Source organism: Streptomyces sp. NPDC059852 (assembly GCF_042731455.1).
In the GTDB taxonomy this organism is placed as follows: Bacteria; Actinomycetota; Actinomycetes; order Streptomycetales; family Streptomycetaceae; genus Streptomyces.
The window spans coordinates 127,679-140,127 of the sequence record NZ_JBHWJK010000017.1 but is presented as its reverse complement, the minus strand read 5'-3'; the positions used below and the strand labels follow the sequence as shown (position 1 = coordinate 140,127).

Below are 12,449 nucleotides of genomic sequence, written 5' to 3'. Positions count from 1 at the left end.
GGCGTATACCGCCATGTCTGGTAACGGAACGACCGCCGGCGACGATCCACTCCAGACCGCGGTATGGCGGCTGCGCTCCCGCGCGTGCTGGGCGGACGCGGCGGCCCTGCTCCAGCCGGTCACCGCACCGGCCGCGCTCCAGCGCGCGGCCCTGCTGGTGGAACGGTGTCTCTACACCGAGCGGGGCTGGGAGGAGGCCGAGGACGCGCTCCGTACGGCCGAGGCGCTGGCCCACACCGACGACGAACGCGGCGCGGCCGCTTGTGAAAGAGGGCAACTTGCGTACGCGGCGACGCTGCACTCCGTGCGCGACCGGGCCGACGAGGCGCGGGCGGCGCTGGGCCGGGCGGCGGCGCTGATCGCGCCGGGGGCGCCGGCCCGGGCCCTGCTGGACTTCCGCCGCGGCCTCCTCGCGGAGAACCTGGCGCGCTCGCCCCAGGCGGCCCGCGCGGCCTACCGCCGGGCACACGCGGGCGCCACGGCACACGCCGACCCGCTGCTGCTGTCGTTCACCTGGCGGCACCTGGCCGGGCTGGCCCTGCGCGACGGGGAACTGGCCGAGGCCCGGCACGGCTTCGCCGAGTCCCTGCGCATCCGCGAGGAGCTGGGCTACCTGGTCGGCACCGCCCCGGCCCTGGTCTCCCTGGCGGACACGGAGACCGAACCGGAGGCGTCCCGGCTCCGCGAGGAGGCCCGCCGCCTGTTCCGCCTCCTTGGCGGGGTCCCCACCTGGCTGGAGGAGCAACTGACCCCGGCACCACCGGCGGCCACGGCCTGAGAGTCGTGAGGGCGTCCAGCCCGAGAGGTCATGGGAAACGCTTTCAGTGGGCGCCGGCGAAGTGTTCGCCCACCAGGGCGCGGACGACGTCCAGGTCGCGGGCGATGAGGGCGTCGAGGAGGGCCGTGTGCTCGGCCGCGTCGGCCAGGAGGTCGGCGTGGCCGCGGCCCGGGGGGCGGGACGGGCCGGTCAGCGGCCACTGGGCGCGGCGGTGCAGGTCGTCGGCGATCCGCACGAGCTGGGCGTTGCCGGCGAGGGAGAGCACGGCGCGGTGGAAGGTGCGGTCGGACTCCGCGTAGGTGGCCCGGCATCCGGTGGCCGCCGCGCGGACGGTCGCCTCGGCCAGCGGGCGCATCTCGGCCCAGCGCTCGGCGGGCACCGCGCGGGCGAGCCGGAGCATGACGGGGACCTCGACGAGCGCCCGGACCTCGGCGAGTTCGGCCAGGTCCCGGGCGCCGCGCTCCACGACCCGGAACCCCCGGTTGGGGACCACCTCGACGGCGCCCTCCTGGGCCAGCTGCTGCATGGCCTCCCGGACCGGGGTCGCCGAGACGCCGAAGCGCTCGCCGAGGGCGGGGGCCGAGTAGACGGCGCCGGGCGCCAGCTCGCCGGTGACGAGCGCGGTGCGCAGCGCGTCGAGGATCTGCCCCCGCACGGAGGCGCGCTGCACGACCGGGCGCGGCGCGGGGATGGGCGGCTCGCTGTGGGTGTGCTCGCCGCGCGCGGCGGCGGACGGCGTGCCCTGCGCCGGGATCCGGGGTTCCGGCGCGGCCGCCGCGGCCTGCTGGACGTGCGGCGTCCTCGGCGTCCCCGCCGTCGCGGAGCTGCGCGCGCCCTGCTTCACGGGTCCTCCTCCGGGACGGTCGGTACGTGGGGTATTACGGCGGCTTGTTACTCACCCGTCAAGCACCTTAGGCGCAGAACGCGACAGTTCAAACCTCGCCGGGCTCGGGGTAAGGTAAGGCTTACCTTCAGCGCCTCGCGGATTGGCGGTCCGATGCCCGTGCCCTCCTCAGCCCTCGCGCACGCCTACGCCCGTCTCGCCGAGGTCCTCCCGGGGCTCGACATCACCCAGCCCGCCACCGACGCGGCGCTGCCCCGGGACGGCGGCTGGGTCACCGCGAGCGCGCTGGCGGAGGGCGGCGCCGCCCTCGACGCGTTCCTCGCCTGGGACGACGCCCAGGTGCTGCGGGACTACGGGCACTCCGCCCGCCCGGACGTCGTCGCCAGCTTCGGGCTGCACCGCTACGCCTGGCCGGCGTGCCTGCTGATCACCGTTCCCTGGTTCCTGCTCCGCCGCGTCCCGCGCTTCCCCGTGACGCATGTCTCGTACGACCGCACGGACCCCGGCGCCCCCCTGGGCCGTCTCGCCGCGCGTCCCGCCTCCTTCGCCTGCCTGCCCGGCGATCCGGCGGCCGGTCTGCCCGGCGCGCGCGTGGTCCCCGACGAGGAGGCTTTGCGGGCCGAGGTGCGCGAGTCCGTCGCCGAGCACCTGGAGCCGGTCCTCGGCGGCTTCGGCCCCCGGATGCGGCGGCGCGGACGCGCCCTGTGGGGGACGGCGACCGACGAGGTGGTCGAGGGCCTGTGGTACGTGGCGCATCTGTTCGGGGACGGCGAGCAGGAGCGGGCCCGCCACGAGCTGGAGCTGCTGCTGCCGGGGGCGACGCGGCCGTACGTGGGTTCGGCCGCGTTCCGTGAGCTGACCGGTCCGGACGGCGAGTCCCTGCCCACCCGCGACCGGGCGAGCTGCTGCATGTTCTACACCGTGCGCCCCGAGGACACGTGTGCGACCTGCCCGCGCACCTGTGACGCCGACCGCCTCGCCAAGCTCCTGGGCGCGGCGGCCTGAACAGGCCATCGCATAGGGCGAACTGACGCCCCCTCGGGAGCGGTTCCACCCCCGCGTGCCTTAAGATCACCGACGAACGGCACCCCGTCCCGGCAACCCTCGTTTCACAACTTCCTCACTTCGCGCGGGAACTTTCCGTGGAACCACCCGCACGGGTAGTGTTGTTCGAACTCAACTCCCGCCCCTCAAGCGGCAGTTCGAGCAGAACGCCGCCCTGGGCATCCCCTTGCACCTCCTTGGCGGCCTCTTGCCCCGAAACCCCCTGAGGGCCAGCGGGATTGGGCCACTATGGCGGGCGTTACGCCCTATCCCAATGCAAGGGACCCCAGATGAGATTGACCGACATATCGCTGAACTGGCTGCTTCCGGGCGCCGTGCTGCTCCTGGGCATGCTGGCGGCGGTGGCGGTGCTCGCGCGCGGCAAGCGGTCCGGGGAGCACGCGACCGAGGACTCCTGGGAGCGCAGCGAGGAGCGCCGCAGGCGCAAGGAGGCCATCTACGGCACGGCTTCCTATGTGCTGCTCTTCTGCTGTGCCGCCGTCGCCGCCGCACTCTCCTTCAAGGGGCTGGTCGGCTTCGGTGAGCAGAACCTGGGCCTCAGCGACGGCTGGCAGTACCTCGTGCCGTTCGGTCTCGACGGCGCGGCGATGTTCTGTTCCGTGCTCGCCGTGCGCGAGGCCAGCCACGGCGACGCGGCGCTCGGCTCGCGCATACTCGTGTGGACGTTCGCGGGTGCCGCGGCCTGGTTCAACTGGGTCCACGCACCACGCGGCCTCAGCCACGCCGGCGCCCCGCACTTCTTCGCCGGCATGTCCCTGTCGGCGGCCGTGCTGTTCGACCGCGCCCTGAAGCAGACCCGCCGGGCGGCGCTGCGCGAGCAGGGTCTGGTGCCGCGCCCGCTGCCCCAGATCCGCATCGTGCGCTGGCTGCGGGCCCCGCGCGAGACGTACAAGGCGTGGTCGCTCATGCTGCTGGAGAACGTCCGCAGCCTGGACGAGGCGGTCGACGAGGTCCGCGAGGACAAGCGGCAGAAGGAGGCGGCCCGCCTGCGCCGCCGGGACAAGGAGCGCATGGAGCGCGCCCAGCTCAAGGCCATCAGCCGCGGCCACCGCGGCTTCATCGGCCGCGGCACCGGCCGGCAGGGCGAGCCGCAGGCCCTGGAGCCCGCCCCGTCGCAGGTCACCGCGGAGCCTGCCATATCGGCGCCGGACCCACTGCCCGTGCGCACGCGCCCTTCTCTTGAGCCCGTACGCACCGGTTCGGAACCGGTGACCGTGGACCTGACCGCGGAGGACGACACGATGGCGCTGCCGCGGCTGGACTCGCTGGAGCGCAAGCTCAAGGACCTGGAGCAGCAGTTCGGCTGAGCCGGTCCTGACGACGGGAAGGGGCGCGACCCACGGCACGGGTCGCGCCCCTTCCCGTCGCCCCGCGCGTCACACGTCCGCGCCGAGCTCGAACCACACCACCTTGCCCACACCGTGCACGCGCACGCCCCAGGCGTCCGCCAGGGACTGGACGAGCAGCAGGCCCCGGCCGTTCGTACCGGTGTCGGCGTCCGGTACGCGCATCCTGGGGCGCCGGGACGTGAAGTCCCTGACCTCCACGCGCAGTCCGTGCGGTCCCACGGTCGCGGTCAGGACCGCGTCCCGGTCGGTGTGCACGAGTGCGTTGGTGACGAGTTCACTGGTGAGCAGTTCGGCGGTGTCGGAGCCGCCGGGCCTGCCGCACTGCCGCAGCAGTTCGCGCAGCGCCCTGCGCGCCTCCGGTACCGCCCGCAGGTCGGCCCGGCCGAGTCTGCGCCTGAGCTGGGAGGTCCGCGTGTGTTCCCCGGCGTCCGCGGTCCCGTCCTCCACCGTCTTCGCCGAGGAGGCCCCGTACGCCGTGGGACCGCCTCCCCGTGCCTGCCTCTTCATGACCCCCGCCTGCGTGCCGATGTCGGTTCCCCTCCTGGCTCGAACACGTTCACGGGAACCATTCCCCGGTCGCGGCGGCGAACAGTCATGCTCCGCCGTCGACGACCGGGTGTTCGGCCATCGGCGGCCGGTCCTGACGGGTGGGTGGACGGCGGAGCACCGCCCCGCGTCCGCCCGGCGCGACGGACGCGCCGCGACCGGCACCTGCCGCGCGCCCAGAACGGGGCGGGACGGGGTTTGTGACGGCGTGAGGCGGTGCCGTCCTCCGGTGCGGGCAGGAGAGGGCCGTGCGGCGCCCCGGCACACGGCCGCCGCGCCGGCCCGCGTGAGGGGACCGTAACCGGGCGGGATCACACGGAACGCCGACCCCGCCCTGCCGAAGACGGCGTACCCGGTACGGACACACGAGTGGACGGGGGTGTCGGCGGCCGAGGCCCCTCGGCGCCGACGCCCCCGTCCTGGGAAAGTGGCTGAAACCGGACGCTGTTCGCGCCCGCCGGGGCCGCCCGCCCGACCCCCGTACGGGAGGGCGGCCCCGTGCCGGGCCGGCGGTGCGGTCAGTACAGCTTGTCGACCGCGGTGGTGGTCGTCTTCTTGAACGCCGTGACCGGCGCGTCCGCGAAGCCCCCCATCTGCCCCCACCGGACGAGGGTGACCGTGCCGCCGTCCCGGCCGACCGACGTCAGGCCGATGTCCATCGCGCCCCACGCCGTGCGGGTGTGCACCCCGTGCACCCGAGCCCCCTCCTCCACCGGCAGCGTGCCGTACGCGCGGTACTCGGCCTTGATCTCGGGATCGGCGTCGGCCCGCCGGGCGCAGCGCCGCACCTCCTGGTCGAGCCGCTGGGCGAGGGCCTTCGCCTTGGCATCGTCTCCGACCACGACGACGATCTGCTGGGCGTTGGTGTCCAGGTCGGTGCGGAAGTCGCGGTGGCGGATGTCGTAGGCGAGCAGGGCCTCACCGAAGCAGAACTCCAGCTCCTGCGGCACCCCGTCGGAGACCGGGCCCGCGGTCCAGCCGGAGGGGTGCGGCGGCAGCTGGGACGCCGAGAGGAACTTCGGCGCGGGCTTCCCGGGCGCGGCGCCGGCCGGTTGGGCGGTGAGCGCGGAGCCGGCGGTGAGTCCCGCCACGGCGAGCGCGGCGAGCACTCCGGTGCGGATGGTCCTGGACATGGGTGTCCCCCCGTGGGATGAATCGGTGCGTGACGACCGCGGAAGAAGGCCGAAGAAGGCCGGGCCGCCCGACGCCGTGCGGTCGTCGCGGCCCGGTCGGTGCGGCACCAGAAGCATCAGCCGTCACAGCCGGTGGCCGCAAGCGCCGGACGCCGATCCGCGACGGTGGAACCATCCCAGCCCCTGTGACGTGCAGGTACAGGGAGTGCCTGGGATGCCGTGTCCCGGGACCGACAGGACACGGGGGAACGGTGTCGGAAGTGCGGGACGACGTCCAGGAGTTCGCGGCGCTGCTCAGACGGCTCAAGGAGCGCACCGACCGCAGCTACGGTCAACTGGCCCGCCGGCTCGCGATGAACACCTCCACGCTGCACCGCTACTGCGCCGGTGAGGCCGTCCCGCTCGACTTCGCCCCCGTGGAGCGGTTCGCGGCGCTGTGCGCGGCGACCCCCGAGGAGCGGCTGGAGCTGCACCGGCTCTGGATCCTCGCGGTGGCGGCCCGTCAGCGGGCACGCACCCAGGGCGCGAAGCCGGCCGCCGAGGCACCGGAACCGGCCCAGGACGAGACCGCCGAGGCACCGGACGAGCCTGCGGCGGCACCGGCCGGGCCCGCCCCCGACGTCACTCCCCCGCTCTCCCCCGCGTCCGCCCGCCCCCGCTCCCGCCGCCGCAGGCTGCTCGTGCTGACGGCGGCGGCCACCGCGCTCCTCGCCGGTCTCGGCACGCTCGCCGCCCTCCCGGACGACCGGCCCCGCGGCGCGGACCGGGTCCAGGCCGCCGATCCGGCCCGTACGACACCGGCGCCCACGTCCCGCCCGTCCCCGCCCCGCTCTCCCGCACCCACCACGACCAAGGCGTCCCCCTCCCCCACCGGCTCGACGAAGTCGGCGCCGCGCGAGGCGGGCGGCACCGGAGCGCCTAAGGGGACCGGGCGGCCGAAGCCCGCGGCGGGCACGCCCCTGGCCTGGAGCGTCGACGCGCATGTCTGGCAGGCCGGGTGCGGCCACGACTACGTCCTCACCCGGCCGCCGCAGCAGGTCCCGCCGCCACCCCCGCCGCAGGACGCCCGCACCTGGGCGACCTCGCTGGGCGCCGTGCACGGGCGGCAGACCATGGTCCGGGTGTCGGTGCAGGGCCGCAGTTCCACGGCCGTCGTCCTGGAGGCACTGCGGGTCCGGGTCATGCGCCGCGCGGCGCCGCTCGAGGGCTCCGTGTACGCGATGGACCGGGGCTGCGGCGGAGCGCTGACACCGCGCTTCTTCGACGTCGACCTGGACAAGGACCGGCCCGTCGCCCGCCCTCAGGACGGCAACGACACGGGCACCCCGATCCCGGCGATGCGGCTGCCCTACCGGGTGTCCGCGACGGACCCGGAGGTGCTGCTGGTCACCGCACAGACCCGGGCCTGCGACTGCTCCTGGTACCTGGAGCTCGACTGGTCCTCGCAGGGCCGCACCGGCACGGTCCGCATCGACGACGCGGGCCGCCCGTTCCGTACGACGGGCATCGGGTCGCTGCCGCGCTACGTGTACGAGACGTCCGACCGGGCGTGGGTGCCGTACAGCTGATCACGCCTCCCAGACGGCGGCGGCCGTACGGTCGTCGGCGTAGCCCTTGACCCGGACCTGGGTGTCGGCGAGGAAGTCGGCGAGGCCGGGCGGCCCGGAGCGGGACCAGCGCCGCCGGAGGTGGGCCGCGAGTTCGGGTTCGCCGCGCAGCGGGTCGGCGAGCCCGCTCGTGCACAGCAGCAGGGTGTCGCCGGGGCGGGCCACGGAGGCACGGAAGCGGAAGGGCTCGCGGGGCGGCTCGGGCGCCGGTTCGTAGGGGCTCGGCGGGGTGGGGATGCCGAGGTCCATGGTGAGCCGGTCGCCCTCGGGGGTCTCGGCGGGCGGCGAACCGAAGCCGACGACGGGTTCGCCGGCGACGTCGGTCACCCGCGGCTCGATGTCCTGCCACTCCCCGTCCCGCAGCCGGAACAGCCCTCCGGCGCCGGCCCCGAAGAAGACCCGCGTGCGGCACTCGGGGTCGGCGGGCAGCAGCAGGCAGCGCAGGACGGCCGCGTACTCCTCCGGGTCGACGCCCTGTTCGACGGCGCTGGCGCGGAGCCGGCCGAGGCTGCGGCCGGTGAGACGGTGCAGCCCGGACTTCAGATCGCCGCGCCGGCCGGCCCGCATGTCCGCCGCGAGCCGTTCGTGGCTGCGGCCGACGGCCCGGCCGATCCACCGGCACGCCTCGGCGGCGGCCCGGTGCGCGCCCGGGGTGGCACGGGCTCCGGTGGCCATGGCGACCAGGAGCAGGGCGTGTTCGCCGGTGCCGAAGCGGGCGGTGAGCAGGGAGTCGCGGCGGGGCTCGCCCCGGTAGCGGGCGGAGTCGCCGCGCAGGGACACGGCCCGCAGGGTGGCGGTGCCGTAGCGGGCGCCGTCGAGGACGGTGTCGGCGACCAGGTCCCCGAGGTCGTCCGGGTCGGCCGGGGGCAGCGCGGTCGGTTCGGGGTCGTAGGTGGGCGGCCCGGCGCCCACGTAGTCCGGCGCGCGGGCCGGCCGGTCCTCGGCGGACGGCGGGGGCGGCTCCTCGTCCGCCGGAGCCGGCGCCGGCGCATCAGCCGGACCCGTCGCCGGTTCCACGGTGAAGCCCGGCGGCCTCGGCAGACCGGCCGGGAACGCCGGCACCTCCCGCTCGGGGGCGTCCGGGTCGGACCGCGGCGCCGGGACGGTGTCCGGCCGCCGGTTCACGGCGCCCGCGGCCGAGGCGTACCGGTCGTCGAGCGAGTCGGGCGCCGCGGACGGGCCCGCGTCCTCGGCGTCGCCGTACAGCTGGCCCCACCAGTCGTCCTCGTGACCGGTGGGCTTGCCCCCCTGCTGATTCATGCACCCGATTCTTCCCCGCGGGGCCCGGATGGGAACGGGGCATCGGGAAATCCGGCCGCGTACGGCACCGAGAGGGACACGTCGGGTGACAGGACGAACGGGCGTACGACCGTGTGCCGCGCGCCGTGGCGCCCGGGCGGCAGCGTCTGATCTGCGCGTCCTCGCGGGCTCCTGCACTCTGGTCAGATGGGAGTCTGGGACCTCGTGCTGGTGGGCCTGGTCCTCCTGCTCGGCCTGTGCGGGGTGATGGTGCCCGGTGTGCCGGGGTCGTTGCTCGTGTGGGCCGCCGTCCTGTGGTGGGCGCTGGAGGACGTCCAGCCGGTCACGTGGTGGGTGCTCGTCGGGGCCACCCTCGCGCTGTTCGTCTCCCAGGTGGTGCGCTGGGCGCTTCCGCCCCGGCGGCTGCGCCCCGGTTGGGCCGGGCGCCGCATGGCGGCGTACGCGGCCGCGGGCTCCTTCCTGGGGTTCATCCTGGTCCCGGTGATCGGCTCGGTGCCCGGGTTCCTGGCCGGTGCCTATGTGGAGGCCCGGCGCCGCCTCGGCCGGCACGGCGAGGCACGGGCCGCGGTGCGCACGGCGATGCGCTCGGGCGGCTCCAGCGTGCTGGCGGAGCTGTTCACCTGCCAGCTGATCGCCGGGGCCTGGCTGGGCGCGGTGATCTGGGGCTGACCCTCCCCTACGGCAGCGTGCCCTCCAGGGTGAGCAGCCGGACCTTGCGCTCGAGTCCGCCCGCGTATCCGGTCAGCGAGCCGTCCGCGCCGATCACCCGGTGGCAGGGGCGCACGACGAGCAGCGGGTTGGCGCCGATCGCGCCGCCTACGGCCCGGACCGCGGGCCGGGAGGCGCCGATGCGCGCGGCGATCTCGCCGTAGGTCGTGGTGGCCCCGTACGGGACGTCGTCGAGTGCGGCCCAGACGCGCTCCCGGAACGCGCTGCCGTGTGTGCTCAGCTCCAGGTGGAACTCCTTCAGCTCCCCGGCGAAGTAGGCGGCGAGCTGCTCCTCGGCGGCGCGGAAGGGACCCGGGTCGTGCCGCCAGTCCGCCAGGACCGTCCGGCCGCCCTTCTGGCCCGGCACGGACACGGAGGTCAGGGCGCCGGTGGCGGGGTCGGCGGTGAGCAGGAGGGGGCCGAGGGGGCTCGCGACCTCGGTCCAGGGGATGCGGGGGGCCATGGCGGTCCTCTCGGTCGTGGTCATCGGGGGTCGGGCTCGCCGGCGGCGCGCAGGTGGCGCAGCGCGTAGGAGCGCCAGGGGCGCCAGGCGTCGGGCAGGTCGGTGCCGGGCGGCGCCACGTCCGGGTCGGCGAGGGCGCGGGTACGGATCACGGCGGCGGTGCGGGCGTCCAGGCCGGGCAGGTCCCGCAGGGCACGGTACGCCTCGTCCCGGTCGGCGCCCGCGTCCAGCCGTACGGCGCCGTCGGCGAGGGCGGCGGTCAGCGCGCCCAGCGGTCCGCCGGGTTCGGCGCCGGCGAGCACGGCGGGCTCGGGGAACAGATGGGTGAGGCCACCGCTGGGCGCGTCGAGCGCCTTGCCGTACCGGCCGACCAGTTCGGCGGCCCGCCGGGGCCCGGCGACGGCGCGTACGGCCAGTTCGTCGGGGTCGGCGGCACCGGGTGAGCGCAGTCCGGGCCGGGCCGCGACGAGCGGCGCGAGCCGGGCGTCGGCGCCGAGCCGCGCGTCGACGGCGTACGGGTCGGCGTCCAGGTCGAACAGGCGCCGCAGCCGCTGCACGGCCGTGGTCAGGTCGCGGAGGTCGGTGAGGTGGAGCCGGGCGTCGAGCCAGCCGCCGGGATGGGTGGCCCCGCCCCTTCCGGGCGCCGCCGTGCTCTCCGCCACGGCGGCGACGGCGCTGCCGTGCGGGAGGCGCAGGGTGCGGCGGTAGAGGCGGGCGCCGGAAGGGCCGGTGACCTCCTCGACGCCGGGCACGGCCTCCTCGGCGAGCAGATCGAAGACGGTTCCGGCGTGGTACGGGCCCCGGTGGGCGAGGCGCAGCGGGATGCCGCCGGACGAGGCGGCCGTACGCCCGTCGGGGCGGCCGCCGCGGGGTGCGGCGGCGCGCAGTTCGCTCGGGGTGCGGGCGTAGACGGCCCGGATCGTGTCGTTGAACTGCCGGACGCTGGCGAATCCGGCGGCGAAGGCGATCCGGGTGATCGGCAGGCCGGTGGTCTGGAGCAGCACCCGTGCGGTGTGGGCCCGCTGGGCGCGGGCCAGTGCGACGGGTCCGGCGCCGAGCTCGGCGGTGAGCTGCCGCTGCACCTGCCGGGCGCTGTAGCCGAGCCGCGCGGCGAGCCCGGCGACGCCCTCCCGGTCGACGATGCCGTCGCCGATCAGCCGCATCGCCCGGCCCACCACGTCCGCCCGTACGTTCCAGGCGGCGGAGCCGGGCACGGCGTCCGGACGGCACCGCCGGCAGGCCCGGAACCCCGAGCTCTGCGCGGCGGCGGCCGTCGCGAAGAACCGCACGTTCTGCCGCTTCGGCGTGACCGCCGGGCAGCTGGGGCGGCAGTAGACGCCGGTCGTCTCGACGGCGAAGAAGAACTCGCCGTCGAACCGGGCGTCGCGGCTGCGCACCGCCTCGTATCTGCTGTCCTCGTCCTTCACGCTGTCCAGTGTCCGCCGTACCGGGGTGCGGCGCTGGCGGGAATCGGACACTGAGAAAGGACGGGAGGACGGGCCCGCGTCACCGCAGCCGGCCGCGCTTGGCCTCCATCGCGGCCCGGCCCTGCGCGCCCTTGCGCTTCCACTCCCGGCGCAGCTCGGCGCGCAGCCGTGCGTCGGTCTTGGCCACGATGTACTGGTTCTCCCGCTTGAGCTTGCGGTAGCTCTCCAGCCGGCGCACCGGCAGCTCACCGGAGTCGATCGCCGCCAGTACGGCGCAGCCCGGCTCCGCCTCGTGGGCGCAGTCGTGGAAGCGGCACCGCCCGGCCAGTGCCTCGATCTCGGAGAAGACCTGGCCGACGCCGGTCTCGGCGTCCCAGAGGCCGACGCCGCGCAGGCCCGGTGTGTCGATGAGGACCCCGCCGCCGGGCAGCGCGAGGAGGTTGCGGGTGGTGGTCGTGTGGCGGCCCTTGCCGTCCACGTCACGGGTGGCCCGCACCTCCATCACGTCCTCGCCGAGCAGCGCGTTGGCGAGGGTGGACTTGCCCGCGCCGGACTGCCCGAGGAGCACGCTGGTGCCGCCGCCGACCAGGGCGACGAGCACGTCGAGGCCGTCCCCGTCCACGCTGCTGACCGGGAGCACGGGGACGCCGGGTGCCGTGGTCTCCACGTCCCGCACGAGGTACGAGAGCGTCACCGCGTCGGGTACGAGGTCGGCCTTGGTGAGGACGACGATCGGCTGGGCGCCCGACTCCCAGGCCAGCGCGAGGAAGCGCTCGATCCGGCCGAGGTCGAGTTCGGCGGCCAGCGACACGGCGACGATGGCGTGGTCGACGTTGGCGGCGAGGATCTGCCCCTCGGACCGCTTGGAGGAGGTGGACCGCACGAAGGCGGTGCGGCGCGGCAGATACGCCTGGACGTAACGCGGGTGGGCGCCCGCGGGGTCGACGGCGGCCCAGTCGCCCGTGCACACGACCTTCATGGGGTCGTGCGGGGTGACGAAGGCCGTGTCGGCGCGTACGACGCCGTCCGCGGTGACGACGTCGCACTGGCCCCGGTCGACGCGGACGACGCGTCCCGGGAGGAGTCCTTCGGCCGCGTGCGGGGCGAAGGCGTCCGCCCATGCCGCGTCCCAGCCGTAGGGGGCGAGCGCGGTGTGGACGGAGGAGGAGGCTGAGCTGGAAGTCAACGGGTGACCCTTCACAAGGGCGGCCCCGGCCGGCGCGCGTGAGGGCGCGCGGGAGTGTGGTGTCAGCCGGTGGCCACGGAGGT

12 protein-coding genes are annotated in these 12,449 nt (G+C 75.6%); 5 read left to right on the top strand and 7 right to left on the bottom strand.

All coding sequences use genetic code 11. From position 1 onward, the window contains the following. Positions 1 to 13 precede the first annotated feature (13 nt). Complete coding sequence (locus ACFV46_RS22285) at positions 14 to 778, top strand: hypothetical protein (protein WP_376726896.1); 765 nt, start codon at positions 14 to 16, stop codon at positions 776 to 778. A 43-nt stretch (positions 779 to 821) separates the two neighbouring features. Here the strand turns inward: ACFV46_RS22285 and ACFV46_RS22280 are convergent, their stop codons facing one another. Beyond that, positions 822 to 1,622, bottom strand: a complete 801-nt coding sequence (locus ACFV46_RS22280; protein ID WP_385499369.1) for a GntR family transcriptional regulator — start codon at positions 1,620 to 1,622, stop codon at positions 822 to 824. 153 nt (positions 1,623 to 1,775) lie between these two features. Between ACFV46_RS22280 and ACFV46_RS22275 the strand changes: the two genes are divergently transcribed. Together ACFV46_RS22275 and ACFV46_RS22270 are read left to right on the top strand one after the other, a co-directional pair. Beyond that, positions 1,776 to 2,627, top strand: a complete 852-nt coding sequence (locus ACFV46_RS22275) for a (2Fe-2S)-binding protein (RefSeq protein WP_361932310.1) — start codon at positions 1,776 to 1,778, stop codon at positions 2,625 to 2,627. A gap of 329 nt (positions 2,628 to 2,956) precedes the next feature. Next, positions 2,957 to 3,994 (top strand): DUF2637 domain-containing protein, encoded by a 1,038-nt coding sequence (locus tag ACFV46_RS22270; RefSeq protein ID WP_361932313.1) that lies wholly within the window; start codon positions 2,957 to 2,959, stop codon positions 3,992 to 3,994. Between the two features lie 69 nt (positions 3,995 to 4,063). Here the strand turns inward: ACFV46_RS22270 and ACFV46_RS22265 are convergent, their stop codons facing one another. After that, a complete protein-coding gene (locus ACFV46_RS22265) occupies positions 4,064 to 4,543 on the bottom strand; it encodes an ATP-binding protein (RefSeq protein ID WP_376726895.1) in 480 nt (159 codons plus the stop codon). Between the two features lie 557 nt (positions 4,544 to 5,100). Continuing rightward, entirely contained in the window at positions 5,101 to 5,715 is a 615-nt protein-coding gene (locus tag ACFV46_RS22260; protein WP_361932319.1) for a hypothetical protein, read from the bottom strand. A gap of 251 nt (positions 5,716 to 5,966) precedes the next feature. Between ACFV46_RS22260 and ACFV46_RS22255 the strand changes: the two genes are divergently transcribed. Beyond that, positions 5,967 to 7,283, top strand: a complete 1,317-nt coding sequence (locus ACFV46_RS22255) for a helix-turn-helix domain-containing protein (protein ID WP_385499367.1) — start codon at positions 5,967 to 5,969, stop codon at positions 7,281 to 7,283. Here the strand turns inward: ACFV46_RS22255 and ACFV46_RS22250 are convergent, their stop codons facing one another. Further along, positions 7,284 to 8,582 (bottom strand): protein phosphatase 2C domain-containing protein, encoded by a 1,299-nt coding sequence (locus ACFV46_RS22250; protein ID WP_385499365.1) that lies wholly within the window; start codon positions 8,580 to 8,582, stop codon positions 7,284 to 7,286. A gap of 186 nt (positions 8,583 to 8,768) precedes the next feature. On the opposite strand from ACFV46_RS22250, the gene ACFV46_RS22245 reads away from it, so the two are divergent. Next, entirely contained in the window at positions 8,769 to 9,251 is a 483-nt protein-coding gene (locus ACFV46_RS22245; protein WP_361932329.1) for a DUF456 domain-containing protein, read from the top strand. A 7-nt stretch (positions 9,252 to 9,258) separates the two neighbouring features. On the opposite strand, the gene ACFV46_RS22240 is transcribed toward ACFV46_RS22245, so the two are convergent. The 3 genes from ACFV46_RS22240 to rsgA form a co-directional block, all read right to left on the bottom strand. After that, complete coding sequence (locus tag ACFV46_RS22240) at positions 9,259 to 9,777, bottom strand: methylated-DNA--[protein]-cysteine S-methyltransferase (protein ID WP_361932332.1); 519 nt, start codon at positions 9,775 to 9,777, stop codon at positions 9,259 to 9,261. Continuing rightward, positions 9,774 to 11,180, bottom strand: coding sequence for a DNA-3-methyladenine glycosylase 2 family protein (locus ACFV46_RS22235; RefSeq protein ID WP_385499364.1), 1,407 nt, complete (start codon positions 11,178 to 11,180; stop codon positions 9,774 to 9,776). Before ACFV46_RS22235 ends, ACFV46_RS22240 begins: the two co-directional genes overlap by 4 nt. A gap of 79 nt (positions 11,181 to 11,259) precedes the next feature. Further along, positions 11,260 to 12,366, bottom strand: coding sequence for a ribosome small subunit-dependent GTPase A (gene rsgA / locus ACFV46_RS22230; RefSeq protein WP_361932337.1), 1,107 nt, complete (start codon positions 12,364 to 12,366; stop codon positions 11,260 to 11,262). Between the last annotated feature and the right edge of the window lie 83 nt (positions 12,367 to 12,449).